Genomic DNA, 16,633 nt, shown 5'->3' on the forward strand with positions numbered 1-16,633 from the left:
TGTACGCCGGGGCGGTTTGGCATGCCGACGAGCGATCCGGTTGACTGTCCGGGTGCTGAAGGTGGGGCTGACCGGCGGAATCGGATCGGGCAAGAGCGCGGTGGCGAGCCGCCTCGCCGCGCTGGGCGCGGTGATCGTCGACTCGGACCGCATCGCCCGGGAGATCGTCGCGCCCGGCACCGACGGGCTGGCCGAGGTGGTCGCCGCCTTCTCCGACAAGGTCCTGGACGCCGACGGGGCGCTGGACCGGGCCGCCCTCGGCGCGCTGGTCTTCGGCGACGAGGCCGCCCGCCGCACGCTCGAAGGGATCACCCATCCGCGGGTACGCGCGCGCAGCGCCGAACTGGTCGCCGCCGCTCCCGCCGACGCGATCGTCGTGAACGACGTACCGCTGCTGGTCGAGGTGGGACTCGCGCCGACGTACCACCTGGTGGTCGTGGTGCAGACGGCCGTGCCGACCCGGATGGCCCGGCTGACCCGCGACCGGGGCATGGCCCCGGCGGAGGCGCAGCGGCGCATCGCCGCGCAGGCCGACGACGAGACCCGCCGTGCGGTCGCGGACGTGCTGCTCCCGAACGACGGCACGCTCACCGAGCTGCACGCCGCGGTGGACGCCCTCTGGCGCGACCGCCTGCTGCCCTACGAGCGCAACGTCCGCGAGCGCCGCGCCGTCCCACCGGACCCGGCGGCGCTCGCCGGACCGGATCCGACCTGGCCCGAGCAGTACGCCCGGCTGGCCGCCCGGATCCGCCACGCGGCAGGCGGTGACATCCGGGTCGACCACGTCGGCTCCACGGCGGTGCCGGGGCTGGCCGCCCCGGACGTGATCGACATCCAGGTGACGGTGTCCTCGCTCGACGAGGCGGACGGGCCGCTCGCGCAGCGGCTGGCCGAGGCGGGTTTCCCGCGCCTGCCGGGCGACTGGTGGGACGCCCCGCGGCAGCCGGAGCCGGTGCGCTGGCCCAAGCGGCTGCACGGCGGCGCGGACCCGGGGCGTCCGGTGCGCCTGCACCTGCGGGAGGCCGGCTCGCCCGGCTGGCGCCACGCGCTGCTGGTGCGCGACCACCTGCGCGCCGACCCGGCGCGGCGGGCCGACTACCTGCAGGTGAAGCGGGATCTGGCGGCGGCCGCGCCGGAGCACGCCGCGTGGGGCACTGTGACCGATCCCTGGTTCGACGAGGAGCACCTGCGCGCCGAGGAATGGGCCGCGCAGACCGGCTGGCGGCCCTGACAGGCCGGTCCCGCGAACGCCGGCCGTTCAGCGCGACGCTAGGCCGACGACCCGCCGCTGCCCGCCGCGCGCCCCGGCGTGAGGTCGAGCCGGATCCACACGCCCGGCCCGGTCCGTAGTTCCATCCGGCGCGGCAGACCACCGCGGTCCAGCCACAGGCGGCGGCCGCCCGGCAGCTCGAACACGTCGACCGTCCGGTCGCCCAAGCGGTCCTCCCGGACCCGGACGATGTCGCCGGCCGGCGGGCGCCGGGCCGCCCGCAGCGCCGCGTCGAGCAGCCGGTCCAGGTCGTCGCCGGGCGGGCGCGCGGGGGCCGCGAGCAGCGCGGCCGGCACCGGCGTCGGGGGTGTGGCGGGCCCGTCCGGAGACCGCTGCACCTGCGCCACCCGTCCCGGCCGGGCCCAGCGGAGGGTACGCCGGCCGCTGCCCTCCTCGATCACCGCGAGGTACGCCGACGGGCTCGTCCAGTCCACCGTGCCGGCGGCCAGCAGGTCGGCCGACGGGGCGAGCGGAGCGGCCACCGTCACCGCCGCGCCGCCCAGTGCCCGTAGCCGGGCGGGCAGCGCGGCCAGCCGGACGGCCTCGTCGTCGGTGAGCGCCCGGGGCTGCCCGGGCCAGCCGCCGAGGGCGTCCACCGGATGCAGGGTGGGCCGGTCGGCGCGGGTCAGGTCGACGGTGACGGGTGTGCCGTCGGCCAGCCGGCCGGTGAGCCGGTGCAGGCGGGCGTCCGCGTCCACCCACAGCGTCGGCGGCGGGTCACCAGCCGGTGCGAGGGGCGCCTGGAGCACGTCCACCGGGACGCCGCCGACCCGGTCGTCGCGCAGCCACCGGCCGTCGGTGGCGGGCCGGTCGACCCGGTCGGCGCCGAGCCCGATCAGCAGGTCGCGTACCGCGCCCAGGCCGTGCCCGCCGGCCGCCTCCCGCATCCGCCACCGGTCCGCCGGCGGCACCAGCGGGGGCCGGGCCGGGGTGGGGAGCGCGCCGGGGTCGGGCCGCACCAGCAGCGCGGACGCGGTGGCCTGGACCAGGCCCCGGTCGGCGCCCGCGCCCGGGCCGCCGACGTCCAGGTAGACCAGGGGGCGGGCCCAGTCGACCCAGCCGACCAGTTCGGTACGGGCGGCGTCGGCCCCGACTGTGACCCGGACGCCGGCGCGTACGTCGCGCAGGTTGGTGACCCGCAGCGCGGCCACCCGGTCGGCTTCGGCGGCGGTGAGCGGGCGTGCCGTACCGGTCTCGTCGGCCCGGTGGGGTGCCCAGGTCAGCAGGCCGGCGACGAGCGTCGCGGCGGAGATCGCGGCGGCTGCCACGAGCGCGGCGAGCGCGATCCGGCGCCGGTCCGGCCCGTCCGGCGGGTCGTCGGCGCCGTCCAGTTCCGGGTCGCCGCCCGGCCGGTTGGTGAGCGTGGGACGACGGCCGGCGAGCGGGTCGGCGCGGCGGCGCCGGCCGGCCACCGTGGCGGGCCGGGTCGGTGTGCTGGTGCGGCCGCGACGGTGACCCCGGCCCGGTTCCCGGGGGACGGCCTGGTCGCCGTCGCCACGGGCGGAGAGCCGGTGCGGGCGGCTCGCGCCGCGCTGGCGGCCCGGCTCGTCGGCGGGCGGGGGCGTGCCGGTGTCGGGCTCGCGTCGCGGCCGGCGCTCGGGAGAGGTCCCCACGAGTGGAGAACGCGAGAGCGGGGTTTCGGTGACGAGCAGGGGCGCTCGCGGCGGCCGGTCAGCGCTGCGCGCGACCACCGTCGGCGCGCACGCCGGTCGTCCCGGGTGCTGCGGCCCTGGCGCCGGGGGCGACCGGCCCGCGAGGGGCGATCACCTGCCCGGTCGGCCGCCGCGAGCGGCCTACGGTACGAGGGTAGACCGGTGAGATGAGCCACACAATGGGAATATCGAAGCCGATCAGGGACGGTCCGTGGTCGTGGCCGGAAGTGTCGGACCGCGGGCGTACCGTTGGTGTCATGGCGCTCGACATTCCCCGGCTCGACGGCCGCTTCCAGGTCGTCAGTGAGTTCCAGCCGGCCGGTGACCAGCCGGCTGCCATCGGCGAGCTTGAGCGTCGCGTGCGGCGCGGCGACCGCAACACGGTGCTGCTCGGCGCGACCGGCACGGGCAAGAGCGCCACCACGGCGTGGCTGGTCGAGCGGCTCCAGCGGCCGACCCTGGTGCTCGCCCCCAACAAGACCCTCGCCGCCCAGCTCGCGAAGGAGTTCGGCGAGCTGCTGCCGCAGAACGCGGTCGAATACTTCGTCTCCTACTACGACTACTACCAGCCCGAGGCGTACATCCCGCAGACCGACACCTACATCGAGAAGGACTCCTCGATCAACGAGGAGGTCGAGCGGCTGCGGCACTCGGCCACGATGTCGCTGCTCACCCGGCGGGACGTCATCGTGGTCGCCACCGTGTCGGCGATCTACGGCCTGGGCACGCCGGAGGAGTACCTCGACCGGGCCGTGCGGGTCAAGGTCGGGCAGGAACTGGACCGCGACCAGTTGCTGCGCCGGCTGGTCGACATTCAATACACGCGCAACGACATGGCCTTCCAGCGCGGCACGTTCCGGGTCCGCGGCGACACGCTGGAGATCATCCCGGCGTACGAGGAACTGGCGGTCCGGATCGAGCTGTTCGGTGACGAGATCGAGAAGCTCTACTACCTCAACCCGCTGACCGGTGACGTGGTCCGCGAGGTCGACAGTCTGATGATCTTCCCGGCCACGCACTACGCCGCCGGTCCCGAGCGGATGGAGCGGGCGATCCGCGACATCGAGGCCGAGCTGGGTGAGCGGCTGGCCGAGCTGGAACGGCAGGGCAAGCTGCTGGAGGCCCAGCGGCTGCGCATGCGCACCACCTACGACATCGAGATGATGCGCCAGGTGGGCTTCTGCTCCGGCATCGAGAACTACTCCATGCACATCGACGGCCGGCTGCCGGGCAGCCCGCCGCACTGTCTGCTCGACTACTTCCCCGACGACTTCCTCACCGTGGTCGACGAGTCGCACGTGACGATCCCGCAGATCGGCGGCATGTACGAGGGTGACGCCTCCCGTAAGCGGATGCTCATCGACCACGGTTTCCGGCTCCCCAGCGCGGCTGACAACCGGCCGCTGCGCTTCGACGAGTTCCTGGAGCGGGTGGGCCAGATGGTCTTCCTCTCCGCGACCCCCGGCCCGTGGGAGCTGGAGCAGGCGCAGGGCGAGTTCGTCGAGCAGGTGATCCGGCCCACCGGCCTGATCGACCCCGAGGTGGTGGTCAAGCCGACCAAGGGGCAGATCGACGACCTCATGCACGAGATCAAGCTGCGTACCGAGCGCGACGAGCGGGTGCTCGTCACCACGCTCACCAAGAAGATGGCCGAGGACCTCTCCGACTACCTGCTGGAGAACGGCATCCGGGTGCGTTACCTGCACTCCGAGGTCGACACGCTGCGCCGCGTCGAGCTGCTGCGCGAGCTGCGCAAGGGCGACTACGACGTGCTGGTCGGCATCAACCTGCTCCGGGAGGGCCTCGACCTGCCCGAGGTCTCGCTCGTGGCGATCCTCGACGCCGACAAGGAGGGCTTCCTGCGCAGCGGCCGGTCGCTGATCCAGACCATCGGCCGCGCGGCCCGTAACGTCTCCGGCCAGGTCCACATGTACGCCGACAAGATCACCCCGTCGATGGCGAGCGCGATCGACGAGACCAACCGGCGCCGGGCCAAGCAGATCGCCCACAACGAGGCGAACGGCATCAGCCCGGAGCCGCTGCGCAAGAAGATCCACGACATCCTCGACGACATCTACCGCGAGGCGGAGGACACCGAGAACAGCAACGTCGGCGGGGCCGTGCGGCAGTTGTCCCGGGGCAAGGCGCCGGTCAAGGAGACGCGCAGCCGCCGGGGCGCCGCCGCGACCCCGTCGCGCGAGGGGATGGCCCGGGCCGACCTGGCCAACCTCATCCAGGAGCTCAACGACCAGATGCTCGCCGCCGCGCGCGAGCTGCAGTTCGAGCTGGCCGCGCGGATCCGCGACGAGGTCGCCGACCTCAAGAAGGAACTGCGCGGGATGGACGCCACAGGGGTCCGGTGACCGGCGCGACGGCCGGAGCGGCGCGATGCTGACCGAGGCCGTCATCGGGCGCCCCGACCCGCCGCTGCGCCAGTGGGTGGACCGCTACCTCGGCTACCGCGAGGACGCGCCCGTCCCGCTCGTGCGCCGGGAGGCGGCGGGCGCGTTCGTCGTGCTGATCCTCGGCTGGGGCGACCCGCTGGACGTGACCGACCCGCGTGCTCCCGGCCGCGGCGCGTGCGCCGGAAACGCCTTCCTGGCCGGTCCGTTCGACGGCTGGTGCGCCACCCGGACGGCCGGGACCGGCACCGGCGTGCAGGTGCTGCTGACCGCCCCGGCGGCCCGCCGCCTGCTCGGGCTGCCGCTGGCCGAGCTGACCAACCGGGCGGTGCCGGTCGACGCGGTTGCGGGCTGGCTGGCCCGGCTGCGCGACGAGTTGGCCGGCGAGCCGGGCTGGCCGGAGCGCTTCGCCCGGCTCGACGCGGCCCTGGTCGCGCGGCTGGCGTCGACCGCGCCGGTGGACCCGCACCTGCTGGCGGCCTGGCGGCGCCTGGACGGCAGCGGGGGAGCGGTCGGCGTGGCCGCGCTCGCCGGGGAGGTGGGCTGGTCCCGCCGTCACCTGTCGGTCCGGTTCCGGCGGGAGTTCGGCCTGCCGCCGAAGACCGTCGCCCGCCTGCTGCGCTTCGAGCGGGCGTACGCGAGCCTGGGCCGGACGCTGCTCACCGTGGACGCCGCCGTGCCGGACGACGCCGGGTGGGCGGAGCGGGCCGCCCGGTGGGGCTACTACGACCAGTCGCACCTGATCCGCGAGTTCCGCGAGTTCGCCGGCGCCACCCCGGCCGCGCTGACCGCGCCCGGATCGCATTCGTCCAATCCGGCCTGACCGCGCTGGCGGCAGACTGACGGCCATGCGAAGCGTCTATCCGGTCCTGCGGTATCCCGACGTGCGAGCCGCCGTCGACTTCCTCTGTGCCGCGTTCGGCTTCACCGTGCGCGAGGCCCACGAACTGCCCGACGGCACGATCGGCCACGCCGAGGTGGCGTACGGCGACGATCTGGTGATGCTCGGCCCGGGGCCGGCGCCGCGGTCCCGGCCCGCCGACGACGACTACCGCGTCTACGTGGCGATCGACGATGTCGACGCGCACCACGAGCGCGCCCGGTCGGCCGGGGCGGAGATCGTCCGGGCGCCGTTCGACACCGACTACGGCTCCCGCGACTACGCCGCCCGCGACCTGGCCGGTCTGGTCTGGTCGTTCGGCACCTACCGCCCCTGACCGCGTCGCCCGCACGGTTGCGCTGTGTGGGCGAGGTATTGCCGAGCGTGACGGTGATGCGTACGCTCCCTCCCGGGAGGCGTGCATGCCGTTGTCAGCAAGTCCTGTGGTCCGGAGGGCGCGGCTCGGTGTGGAGCTGCGCCGACTGCGTCGTCGCGAGTCGCTCACGCTCGAACAGGTCTGCGCCCGGCTGGGCTGGGCGTCCACCTCGAAGCTGTCCCGCATCGAGCTGGGGCAGAGCCGGCCCGACCTGGCCGACGTGCTCGACCTGCTCGACGTCTACGAGGTGCCGTCGCCGCAGCGCGACGAGCTGATCGTCATCGCCCGTGACGCCGCCACCGGCCGGGGCTGGTCGAAGGCGCTCGGCGAGATGGGGGAGCGCCAGCGGGCGTACGCCGAGCTGGAGGCGGGCGCGGAGCGCATCGTGGAGTACCAGTGCGTGCTCGTGCCCGGGCTGCTCCAGACCCCGGCGTACGCCCGGCTGCGCGTGTCGGCCGGCGCGGCGCTGGCCGGGGAGGTGGACGTGGAGGCCGACGTGCGCGCCCGGGTGGCGCGCCAGGAACTGCTGATCCGGCCGGACCCGCCGCACTACACCGCGCTGGTGGACGAGCGCGTCTGCGACCCGGACGGCCTGCCCGCCGACGTGTGGCGCGACCAGATGCGGCATCTGCTCGCGCTCGCCGAACGGCCCCGCGTCACCGTCCGGGTGCTGCGGTCCGCGGCGTCGAGCGGCGACGGGCCGCACCCGCTGGCGCCGTTCTCGTACTACTCCTACCCGGACCCGGAGGACCCGCGCACCGTGCTGGTGGAGACGCTCACGACCGACCTGCGGCTGGTCGCCGAGGCGGACGTGACCCACTACGAGCGCGTCATCGAGCGGCTGCTGGCGGCGGCGCTGCCGGCGGACGCCTCCGCCGAGCTGGTGGCCCGGCGGCTCGGTGCGGCGCCCGTGCCCAGGCCGCGCGATCCGCACGAGCTGGAGTGAGGCGCACGGCCCGCCGTCGGTGCGGCGCGACCACCGGGCCCGGCGCCCCCGATGACCGTCGGGACCGGTGGCCGCGCAGCGCGCAGGCTACGACAGCGGTACGACAGTTCAGGCCGGAACGTCGACGAAGTGCTCGACCAGCGGCGGGCCGGCGAAGTGCGGGCCGATCAGGCCGCGCCACTGCGCGAACCGCTCGGTCTGGCGGAAGTTCACGTCGTGCGCCTCGACCGAGTCCCACTCGACGAGCAGCACGAACCGGGTGGGCGACTCCACGCCCCGCGTCATCCGCACGGAGCGGCAGCCCTCGGCGCCGGCGAGGATCGGCCGCGCCTGCGCGTAGGCGGCGGCGAACTCGTCCTCGTGTCCGGGCGTGACATCGATCAGCGCGACCTCAAGAACCATGCTGGCAGCCTGCCATGCCGGCCCGCCGCCGGTGCGTCCCGGGTGACATCCCGGCACCCGCACAGCCACATGGCTAGCCTCCTAGGACGCGCCGCGGGACGTGAGCCGCGGCACGTCGAGACATCGACGGGTGGCCCGGAGATGCGCCACCCGGGTGCGATGGTGAACAATGGCGGCCGAGGAGGGGAGTATTCCCCCGCGACGGAGTCGTCAGCACGGAAGAGCGCCGGCACCCCCGGTGGCCCGACCCGGCTCCGTCGGTCGGAACCCGGCACGCGGGCTCCGGCGGAAGAGACCTCCGACAGTCACCCCTGTCAGCGTCGACGCACCCCGGCACCGCACCCGGGCGTACGGTGTGCCCGACGCAGCGTGTCTGCCGGAGGATGGATTTGAACGTGTCCGCATTGGTGTGGGCGGTAACGCTGATCGCGATGATCGCGGTCCTGCTCGCCGACCTGTTCATCATCGGCCGGCGGCCGCACGAGCCGAGCGTCCGCGAGTCCAGCCTGTGGGTGGGCTTCTACGTCGGCCTGGCGCTGCTCTTCGGCGTGGTCCTCTGGCTCACCGCGGGTGGCCGCGTGGCGGGGGAGTTCTACACCGGCTGGCTCACCGAGTACAGCCTCTCGGTGGACAACCTCTTCGTCTTCGTGATCATCATGGCCCGGTTCGGGGTGCCCCGGCAGTACCAGCAGAAGGTGCTGCTCGTCGGCATCATCCTGGCGCTGATCATGCGGGGTGGCTTCATCGCGGCCGGCGCGGCGCTGATCTCCCAGTTCTCCTGGGTGTTCTACATCTTCGGCGCGTTCCTCATCTACACCGCTGTGAACCTGGCCCGGCAGGGCGAGCCGGACGAGGACGAGTTCAGCGAGAACCTGCTGATCCGGTGGAGCCGCAAGGCGCTGCCGCTGTCCCGCGACTACGACGGGGCGCGGATGACCACCCACGAACACGGGCGGCGCCTGTTCACCCCGATGCTGATCGTGATGATCGCGATCGGCACCACCGACCTGATCTTCGCGCTGGACTCGATCCCGGCGATCTTCGGCATCACCCAGGAGCCGTACCTGGTCTTCACCGCCAACGTGTTCGCGCTGATGGGGCTGCGGCAGCTCTACTTCCTGCTCGGCGGCCTGCTGGACCGGCTCATCTACCTCAGCTACGGCCTCGCCGTGGTGCTCGGCTTCATCGGCGTCAAGCTGGTGCTGGAGGCGCTGGCCGAGAACAACCTGCCGTTCATCAACGGCGGAGAGCACGTGGCGTGGGCCCCGCACATCCCGATCTGGCTCTCGCTCACTGTCATCCTCGGCACCCTGGCCGTGGCCACGGCCGCCAGCCTGGCGAAGTCGTCGCGGGACCGGCGCCGGGAACTGGCCCAGGCCCGCCGCTGACCCACCCGTACCGCCGGGGCGCTCCCATCCCGGGGGGCGCCCCGCGGCGTGTCCGGGGTCAGACGCGGTGGGCGCCGACGAGGGTGGCGGTCCGGTCGGCGGGCAGCTCCTCCTCGACCACCCGGCGGGTCAGATAGCAGGCGTGCAGCATCCGGCGCCGGCCGCCGCGCGGCTCGGCCGACACGATCCCGACGTGGTGGATGCGCCGGCCGGGCCGGGCGAAGAAGTAGAGGTCGCCGGGGCGCTCGGCGTCCAGCGGCACCCGCGAGGTCGCCGCCGCCTGGTCGTCGGCGTCGCGGGGGAGCGTGATCCCGTACCGCCGCCAGGCCAGGTGCACCAGACCGGAGCAGTCGATGCCGTCGGTGGACATGCCGCCCCAGACGTAGACCAGGTCGCGCAGCCGCTCGGCGACCGCGAGCACCTTCTCGGCCTCCGGACGCTCGGCGGGCAGCGGCACCAGGTCGTCCTCCGTGGCCCAGAGCGGGTCGGCCCGCCCGGGTACGCGGACCGGGCGCCTGCCGTCCACCGCCGGCCCGGCCGGGGTGAGCCGGGTGCCGAGGACCACGCCGGTGAGCGCCGCGTCGCCGTCCGGCCCGGCGCGCAACGCGGTGTGGGCGACGTCGACGGTCAGCGGGCGGTGGGCGGCCGAACCGGTGCCGGCCGGACCGGAACCGGAACCGGCCGAACCGGTACCGGCGGGGACAGGACCGGACAGACCGGAGCCGGACGGACCGGAGCCGGACGGACCGGGACCGGACGGGCCAGGACCGGATGTGCCGGTAGCGGCCGGCCCGGCCGGAGCGGTGCCGGACAGCGCGGGGCCGGCGTCGGCCGGATGAGTGGAGGACGGGCCGGCGTCGGCGGGATCGGCCAGGTGGGCGGCCCGCAGCCAGCCCGGGTAGCCGTCCGCGCCGAGCTTCGCCGCGGGCTGGCCCAGCGCCACCACCCGTACCCAGCCGTCCGGCCGGGTCTCGGTGACGCGCACCGGCTCGCCGAGCAGCAGCTGGGTCAGGACGCAGTCACCGACGAGCTGGTCGCGGTCCATGCCGGCGATCCAGGCGGCGACGTCGGGGGAGCCGGCGAGGGCGGGACAGTCGATCGGGCGTACCGCCTCGGGCGCGGTCCAGAGGGTCGCCACCGGTACCCGTACGACGGCCCGGCGGCCGGGCTGAGGCGCCACGCGTACCCCTCTCTGCGGTGGTCGTCGGGGCGACCATATGAAAAATTCTGACGATGCTCAAGCATGTGTCTGAATCTTAGCTTCACGTAGTCCGGTGACGCCCAGCCCTGGCGCGTCGGGCAGGAGCACGCTCGCGCCCTCGTACCGGATGCCCCCGGCGACCGGCGACCAGGCCAGCCACCAGGCGGCGTCGAGGTCCGACACGGCCGTGGTGCCGTAGGCGGCGACCAGGCTGGCCGCGGCGCCGACCCCGACCGGCCCCTCCATCATCGAACCGACGATGGTGCCCATGCCCTGCGCGGCGGCCAGGTCGAGCAGCGTGCGGGCCGGTTGCAGGCCGCCGCACTTGGCCAGCTTCACGTTGACCATGTCGGCGGCCCGCCGCCGGATCACCTCGACCAGGTCGCGCACGTCGAAGACGGACTCGTCGGCCAGGATCGGCAGGTCCACCCGGTCGCTGACCCAGGCCAGCCCGTCCAGGTCGCGGCGGTGCACCGGCTGCTCGACCAGCTCCACGTCGAGCCCCGCGTCCTCGATCGCCCGGATCACCCGGACCGCCTCCCGGGGCGTCCAGCCCTGGTTGGCGTCCAGCCGGATCCGCACGTCCGGCCCGACCGCGGCCCGCACCGCACGGACCCGGTCCAGGTCGCCGCGGGCGTCCGTGCCGACCTTGAGCTTGAGCACCGTGAACCCCTCGGCGCCGCGCCGCGCCGCCGTCGCGGCCAGGTCCACCGCGTCACCGGCGGCCAGCGTGACGTCGGTCGGCACGCGCAGCGCCGTGCCGCCGAGCAGACGCACCAGGGGTACGCCGAGCCGCCGCGCGGCCAGGTCGTGCAGCGCCACGTCGAGCGCCGCCTTCGCCGACTCGTTGCCCACCACGGCGCGGCGCACCAGCGCGCAGGCCGCCTGGAGGTCGTCGGCGTCGCGGCCGATCAGCAGCGGCGCGAGCATCTGGCGGACGCACGCCTCGGCGCCCGCGACCGACGCGCCGGTGACCTGCCAGACCTGCGGCGCCTCCCCGAAACCCGAGCGCCCGTCGCCGTCGATCACCTCCACGACCAGCGTGTCCACGGTGGTGGTGCGGCGCAGCGCGGTGACGAACGGGGTGTGTAAGGGGGCCGAGAGCCGGTGGGTGCGTACCGCGGCGATCGTCATGTGGGGCACCCTATAGCCAACTGGCACCGAGCAGGGGAGGGCCGATGGCCGGGCGGGAATGGGAGCTGGTGGGCGCGCCGAACGCGCGTGACCTGGGTGGACTGCCGACGACCGACGGGCGGCGGGTACGGGCGGGACGGCTCATCCGCACGCCCGCGCTGGGCCGGCTGACCGACGAGGACCTGCCGGTGCTGGGCAAGCTCGGCCCGGCGTGCGTGGTGGACCTGCGCGACGTCCACGAGCAGGCGGTGGCCCCGCCGGACCGGCTGGTGGGGGAGCCCCGCACTGTGCACCTGCCGGTCTACGACGCGGCGCACCCGGTGTTCACGTACGTCTCGGCGGTGTTGCAGGGCCACGACCTGGACGCGTACGCGGCGCTGGCCCGCGAGGGCATGCCGGGGGCGATGACGGCGATCTACCGCTGGTTCGTCACCGGTGAGTCGGCGCGGGCCGGGTTCGGCGAAGCGGTGCGGCTGGCCGCCGACGGCGCGAACCTGCCGCTGCTGTTCCACTGCTCGGCCGGCAAGGACCGGACCGGCTGGCTGTCGGTGGTGCTGCTGACCGCGCTGGGGGTGGAGGAGGAGGCGATCCGCGCCGACTACCTGGTGCACAACGAGCTGACCGAGAGCCTGCGCGAGGTGCTGCTGTCGGCGATGATCCAGCGCCGGCCGGACCTGGACCCGGCGGTGGCCCGGCCGCTGCTGGAGGTGCGCCCGGAATACCTGGACGCCGCCTACGACGAGGTGCGCCGCGCGCACGGCTCGTTCGAGGCGTACCTGCGGGACGGTCTGGGGGTGACCGACGCCGACCGCGCCGCGTTGCGCGAGCGGCTGCTGGAGTAGCCGGGTCAGCCGGCCAGGTCGTGCCGGGCGGCCCAGACCCGCTCCGAGACGTGCGCGATCAGGCGGCAGGCGTCGTCCTCGACCTCACCGTCCGCGCCGCCGTCGGCCAGGTCGGTGGTGGTGCAGACGACGATCGTGTACGGCGGCGCGTCGTCCGGGAACACCACGCCCGCGCCGTGGCGCACGCCGCGTACCCAGCCGTTCTTGTGCGCGATCCGGGTGCCGTCGGGCAGCCCGGCGGCCAGGTCCTCGCGGTGTTCCTGCGCGACGAGCACGTCGAGCATGGCGGCGCAGCCGGCCGGTGAGGCGAGCGGGCCGGGCCGGGTCGCGCCGAGCGCCAGCTCACCGAGCAGGGCGGCCAGGTCGGCGGCGGTGACCAGGTTGTCGATGCCGGAGTCGCGGGCGGCGAAGTCCTCGATGCCGCGGCCGGTGACGCTGTGCCGCGCCCCGGCGAGCGCCCACGCCTGCGCCACGGCGGGCAGCCCCACCTGGCCGATGCAGATGTTCGTGGCCAGGTTGCTGGACCGGACGATCATCCGCTCGGCGAGCCAGCGCAGCGACGCCTCGCCGCCGACGCGGTCCCAGACCGCCTCGTCGTTGTCGTAGTCGCGGTCGTTGGCGAACCGGGGCGCGCCGGACAGCGCGGAGTCGAACGAGTTGCGCACCGGCACCGGCGCGTCCAGGTCGAGCCGGCCGGCCTCGGCGGCGCGGAACAGCGCCACCAGCACTGCGAGCTTCATGGTGCTCGCCGCGTAGTGGGTGGCGTCGGCCCGCCGCATCCACGTGGGTCGCGCGCCGGGCCGGCCCACGTACGCGGAGACGGTGCCGGGCACCTTGTCCAGGTGCGCGTCGAGCTCCTCCCAGATCATGACCGCACCGTAGCCGATCTGCGGGGCAGCGGCGGGCCCGGTACGGGGCTAGCGTGCGGAGATGACGACCCCGTTGTACGACGACATCGCCGACTGGTACGAGGAGTACGCCAGCGAGACCTCGTCGGTCTACATGGACCGGGTCCGGTCGGTGCTGGCCGACCTGCTGGGCGACGGGCCGGGCCGGTGCGTGGACCTGTGCTGCGGCACCGGGGCGCACGCGGCCGAGGTGCGCCGTCTCGGGTGGACACCGGTGGGGGTGGACCTGTCCGGCGGACAGCTGCGCCACGCCCGCGCCCGGCTGCCGGTGGCCCGGGCCGACGCGACCGCGCTGCCGCTGGCCAGCGGCGCCGTGCCGGCTGTGGTCTGCGTGCTCGCGCACACCGACATGCCGGACTACCCGGCGGCGGTCGCCGAGGCGGCGCGGGTGCTGGCACCCGGCGGCCGGCTGGTGCACGTCGGCGTGCACCCGTGTTTCGTCGGCGCGTTCGCCGACCGGTCCGAACCGGAGCGGATCGTGATCGACGGCGGGTACGCCTCGCGTGAGCACACGGTCCGCTCGTGGAACTCGGTCGGGGTCCGGGCCCGGGTCGGCGCCTGGCACCTGCCCCTGGCCGGACTGCTGGACGCCGTGGCGGCCGCCGGACTGCGGCTGACCCGGGTGGTGGAGTCCGGTTCCGGCCCCGTCCCCGACGTCCTGGCCCTGGCGGCCACCAAACTCCACTGACACCAGCGTTGCCGTGACTTCACCTCGCGTCCGAGGCGCGGTAATGGCCCCGTGGTGCGTCTCGCGTCCGGTTGCGCGGTGAGGGCTCGTGGCGCTGTCCCGCGTCCGGTTGCGCGGTGTGGGCTCGTGGCGCGTCTCGCCGTCTCGCATCTGTCGCCAGCCTCGCGCCCGTAGCGTCGTCTCGCGCCCGTCGCCGCGCTCGTCCGTCGGCGGGCAGGTTCCGCTGCCGCCCCGCCCTCGCTCCAGCCCGGCGATCCACTCTCGCCCTTCACCTCACCCCCGCCCTGCCCGCACCGGCCGCCCTCGCCGCCTGATCCCGGGTACCGGGATCCCGCGTCCACACAACGAGACGCGCGGAGATCTTGGAAGGAAAGCGCCCCCATGAGGGCCATTTCGTACCAAGATCTCCCGCCCGCCCCGTCGATCATGAAGTTGGCGGCGGACTTGATCTCCGGAACTGCCGCCAACTTCATGATCGACCGGCGACCGGCGACCGGCGACCGGCGACCGGCGACCGGTGGGAAGGGGGGAGCCCGGTCCGCCGAAGGGGCGGGCCGGGCTCCCGGTTGTGGGCTCGTGAGCGGACGGTGCGTCAGCCGGCGTGCTTGCGGCGGGCGGCCATCCGGCCGCGCTGGGTCTGGTCCAGCACCACCTTGCGGATGCGCACCGCGGCCGGGGTGACCTCGACGCACTCGTCCTCGCGGCAGAACTCCAGCGCCTGCTCCAGGGACAGCTTGCGCGGCGGGATCAGCTTCTCGGTCTCGTCCGCGGTGGACGAGCGCATGTTGGTGAGCTTCTTCTCCTTGGTGATGTTGACGTCCATGTCGTCGGAGCGGGAGTTCTCGCCGACGATCATGCCCTCGTACACCTCGGTGCCCGGCTCGACGAAGAGCTGGCCGCGCTCCTGGAGGTTGGTCATCGCGAACGCGGTGACCGCGCCGGACCGGTCGGCGACCAGCGACCCGTTGTTGCGGGTGCGCAGCTCGCCGAACCACGGCTCGTACGACTCGAAGACGTGGTGCAGGATGCCGGTGCCGCGGGTCTCGGTGAGGAACTCGGTCCGGAAGCCGATCAGGCCGCGCGCCGGGACCAGCCACTCCATCCGGATCCAGCCGGTGCCGTGGTTGACCAGCTGCTCCATCCGGCCCTTGCGGGTGGCCAGGAGCTGGGTGATGGCGCCCAGGTACTCCTCCGGGGAGTCGATGGTCAGCCGCTCGACCGGCTCGCAGGTCTTGCCGTCGATCTCCTTGGTGACGACCTGCGGCTTGCCGACGGTCAGCTCGAAGGACTCGCGGCGCATCTGCTCGACCAGGATCGCCAGGGCCAGCTCGCCGCGGCCCTGCACCTCCCAGGCGTCCGGCCGCTCGGTGGGCAGCACCCGCAGCGACACGTTGCCGATCAGCTCCTTGTCGAGCCGGTCCTTGACCATCCGGGCGGTGACCTTGGCGCCCTTGACCCGGCCGACCAGCGGCGAGTTGTTGGTGCCGATGGTCATCGAGATGGCCGGCTCGTCCACGGTGATCAGCGGCAGCGGCACCGGGTTCTCGGCGTCGGCCAGCGTCTCACCGATCATGATCTCCGGGATGCCGGCGACGGCGATGATGTCGCCCGGCCCGGCGGACTCGGCCGGCTTGCGCTCCAGGCCCTCGGTCATCAGCAGCTCGGAGATGCGTACCCGCTGGGTGCTGCCGTCGGTGCGGCACCAGGCCACGGTCTGGCCCTTGCTGATCGTGCCCTGGCGGACCCGGCACAGCGCGAGCCGGCCCAGGAACGGCGAGGCGTCGAGGTTGGTGACGTGGGCCTGGAGCGGCGCGCCCTCGTCGTACGCGGGCGCGGGGATGGTGTCCAGCAGCGTGCGGAACAGCGGCTCCAGGTTGCTGCTGTCGTCCGGGACGGCGCCGTCGGCGGGCTGGGTCAGCGAGGCGATGCCGTCGCGGGCGCAGGCGTAGACGATCGGGAAGTCGATCTGCTCCTCGTCGGCGTCCAGGTCGAGGAACAGCTCGTAGGTGTCGTCCACGACCTCCTTGATCCGGGCGTCCGGACGGTCCACCTTGTTGATCACCAGGATGATCGGCAGCCGGGCGCGCAGCGCCTTGCGGAGCACGAACCGGGTCTGCGGCAGGGGGCCCTCGCTGGCGTCGACCAGCAGCACCACACCGTCGACCATGGTCAGGCCGCGCTCGACCTCGCCGCCGAAGTCGGCGTGACCGGGGGTGTCGATGATGTTGATGGTGACCGGTTCCGAGCCGTCCGCCGGCATGTACCGCACGCCGGTGTTCTTGGCGAGGATGGTGATGCCCTTCTCGCGCTCGAGGTCCATCGAGTCCATGACCCGCTCGGTGGTCTCACCACGGGCGCCGTAGGCGCCGGCCTGCCGCAACATGGCGTCGACCAGGGTCGTCTTGCCGTGGTCGACGTGGGCGATGATGGCGACGTTGCGGAGGTCGGTGCGTAGCTGCATACCCTCCATACTCCTGTCTGCGGTTGCCGGGGCACGCCTCGGGGTCACCCCGAGATCGCCCGGATCTGCGTCGAAAGTGCTGT

General features: G+C 74.0%; 14 protein-coding genes. 8 read left to right on the forward strand and 6 right to left on the reverse strand.

The window, feature by feature from the left end:
- Window positions 1-52 precede the first annotated feature (52 nt).
- On the forward strand, window positions 53-1,231 hold the full coding sequence (coaE, locus tag ACN27C_RS18190; protein WP_422746939.1) for a dephospho-CoA kinase: 1,179 nt from the start codon (window positions 53-55) through the stop codon (window positions 1,229-1,231).
- A gap of 38 nt (window positions 1,232-1,269) precedes the next feature.
- Here coaE and ACN27C_RS18195 read toward each other — a convergent pair whose 3' ends face one another.
- A complete protein-coding gene (locus ACN27C_RS18195; RefSeq protein WP_422746941.1) occupies window positions 1,270-2,883 on the reverse strand; it encodes a hypothetical protein in 1,614 nt (537 codons plus the stop codon).
- A 296-nt stretch (window positions 2,884-3,179) separates the two neighbouring features.
- Here ACN27C_RS18195 and uvrB point away from each other — a divergent pair, with 296 nt between their 5' ends.
- From uvrB to ACN27C_RS18215, 4 genes are all read left to right on the forward strand, one after another.
- On the forward strand, window positions 3,180-5,285 hold the full coding sequence (gene uvrB, locus ACN27C_RS18200) for an excinuclease ABC subunit UvrB (protein ID WP_422746943.1): 2,106 nt from the start codon (window positions 3,180-3,182) through the stop codon (window positions 5,283-5,285).
- A 25-nt stretch (window positions 5,286-5,310) separates the two neighbouring features.
- Window positions 5,311-6,147, forward strand: a complete 837-nt coding sequence (locus ACN27C_RS18205) for a helix-turn-helix domain-containing protein (protein WP_422746945.1) — start codon at window positions 5,311-5,313, stop codon at window positions 6,145-6,147.
- Window positions 6,148-6,172: 25 nt separating this feature from the next.
- The gene (locus tag ACN27C_RS18210) at window positions 6,173-6,541 is read left to right on the forward strand and encodes a VOC family protein (RefSeq protein WP_422746948.1); all 369 of its coding nucleotides are present in this window, start codon (window positions 6,173-6,175) and stop codon (window positions 6,539-6,541) included.
- Between the two features lie 85 nt (window positions 6,542-6,626).
- Window positions 6,627-7,526, forward strand: coding sequence for a DUF5753 domain-containing protein (locus ACN27C_RS18215; protein ID WP_120568896.1), 900 nt, complete (start codon window positions 6,627-6,629; stop codon window positions 7,524-7,526).
- A 108-nt stretch (window positions 7,527-7,634) separates the two neighbouring features.
- On the opposite strand, the gene ACN27C_RS18220 is transcribed toward ACN27C_RS18215, so the two are convergent.
- Window positions 7,635-7,928 carry an antibiotic biosynthesis monooxygenase family protein gene (locus tag ACN27C_RS18220; protein ID WP_128138380.1) on the reverse strand — a complete coding sequence of 98 codons (294 nt, stop codon included), beginning with the start codon at window positions 7,926-7,928 and terminating at the stop codon, window positions 7,635-7,637.
- 389 nt (window positions 7,929-8,317) lie between these two features.
- Between ACN27C_RS18220 and ACN27C_RS18225 the strand changes: the two genes are divergently transcribed.
- On the forward strand, window positions 8,318-9,316 hold the full coding sequence (locus tag ACN27C_RS18225) for a TerC family protein (RefSeq protein ID WP_013287495.1): 999 nt from the start codon (window positions 8,318-8,320) through the stop codon (window positions 9,314-9,316).
- Window positions 9,317-9,374: 58 nt separating this feature from the next.
- Here the strand turns inward: ACN27C_RS18225 and ACN27C_RS18230 are convergent, their stop codons facing one another.
- Both ACN27C_RS18230 and ACN27C_RS18235 read right to left on the reverse strand, forming a co-directional pair.
- Window positions 9,375-10,496, reverse strand: a complete 1,122-nt coding sequence (locus tag ACN27C_RS18230) for an NlpC/P60 family protein (RefSeq protein ID WP_422746951.1) — start codon at window positions 10,494-10,496, stop codon at window positions 9,375-9,377.
- 57 nt (window positions 10,497-10,553) lie between these two features.
- Window positions 10,554-11,651 carry a mandelate racemase/muconate lactonizing enzyme family protein gene (locus tag ACN27C_RS18235; protein ID WP_422746953.1) on the reverse strand — a complete coding sequence of 366 codons (1,098 nt, stop codon included), beginning with the start codon at window positions 11,649-11,651 and terminating at the stop codon, window positions 10,554-10,556.
- A 44-nt stretch (window positions 11,652-11,695) separates the two neighbouring features.
- Here ACN27C_RS18235 and ACN27C_RS18240 point away from each other — a divergent pair, with 44 nt between their 5' ends.
- Window positions 11,696-12,493 (forward strand): tyrosine-protein phosphatase, encoded by a 798-nt coding sequence (locus ACN27C_RS18240; protein ID WP_121686262.1) that lies wholly within the window; start codon window positions 11,696-11,698, stop codon window positions 12,491-12,493.
- A gap of 5 nt (window positions 12,494-12,498) precedes the next feature.
- Here the strand turns inward: ACN27C_RS18240 and ACN27C_RS18245 are convergent, their stop codons facing one another.
- On the reverse strand, window positions 12,499-13,362 hold the full coding sequence (locus ACN27C_RS18245) for a serine hydrolase (protein WP_422746956.1): 864 nt from the start codon (window positions 13,360-13,362) through the stop codon (window positions 12,499-12,501).
- Window positions 13,363-13,423: 61 nt separating this feature from the next.
- Between ACN27C_RS18245 and ACN27C_RS18250 the strand changes: the two genes are divergently transcribed.
- Complete coding sequence (locus ACN27C_RS18250; RefSeq protein ID WP_422746958.1) at window positions 13,424-14,089, forward strand: class I SAM-dependent methyltransferase; 666 nt, start codon at window positions 13,424-13,426, stop codon at window positions 14,087-14,089.
- 592 nt (window positions 14,090-14,681) lie between these two features.
- Here the strand turns inward: ACN27C_RS18250 and typA are convergent.
- Window positions 14,682-16,550 carry a translational GTPase TypA gene (gene typA / locus ACN27C_RS18255; protein ID WP_121682992.1) on the reverse strand — a complete coding sequence of 623 codons (1,869 nt, stop codon included), beginning with the start codon at window positions 16,548-16,550 and terminating at the stop codon, window positions 14,682-14,684.
- Window positions 16,551-16,633 lie beyond the last annotated feature (83 nt).

The sequence above is a fragment of the Micromonospora sp. WMMD1219 genome, from assembly GCF_049315215.1.
Taxonomy (GTDB): domain Bacteria; phylum Actinomycetota; class Actinomycetes; order Mycobacteriales; family Micromonosporaceae; genus Micromonospora; species Micromonospora tulbaghiae.

Bases quoted from the DNA above. Each gene is read 5' to 3' on its own strand.
- uvrB (WP_422746943.1), top strand. From the start codon at position 3,180: ATGGCGCTCGACATTCCCCGGCTCGACGGCCGCTTCCAGGTCGTCAGT.
- ACN27C_RS18205 (WP_422746945.1), top strand. From the start codon at position 5,311: ATGCTGACCGAGGCCGTCATCGGGCGCCCCGACCCGCCGCTGCGCCAG.
- ACN27C_RS18210 (WP_422746948.1), top strand. From the start codon at position 6,173: ATGCGAAGCGTCTATCCGGTCCTGCGGTATCCCGACGTGCGAGCCGCC.
- ACN27C_RS18215 (WP_120568896.1), top strand. From the start codon at position 6,627: ATGCCGTTGTCAGCAAGTCCTGTGGTCCGGAGGGCGCGGCTCGGTGTG.
- ACN27C_RS18220 (WP_128138380.1), bottom strand. From the start codon at position 7,928: ATGGTTCTTGAGGTCGCGCTGATCGATGTCACGCCCGGACACGAGGAC.
- ACN27C_RS18235 (WP_422746953.1), bottom strand. From the start codon at position 11,651: ATGACGATCGCCGCGGTACGCACCCACCGGCTCTCGGCCCCCTTACAC.
- ACN27C_RS18240 (WP_121686262.1), top strand. From the start codon at position 11,696: ATGGCCGGGCGGGAATGGGAGCTGGTGGGCGCGCCGAACGCGCGTGAC.
- ACN27C_RS18245 (WP_422746956.1), bottom strand. From the start codon at position 13,362: ATGATCTGGGAGGAGCTCGACGCGCACCTGGACAAGGTGCCCGGCACC.
- ACN27C_RS18250 (WP_422746958.1), top strand. From the start codon at position 13,424: ATGACGACCCCGTTGTACGACGACATCGCCGACTGGTACGAGGAGTAC.
- typA (WP_121682992.1), bottom strand. From the start codon at position 16,550: ATGCAGCTACGCACCGACCTCCGCAACGTCGCCATCATCGCCCACGTC.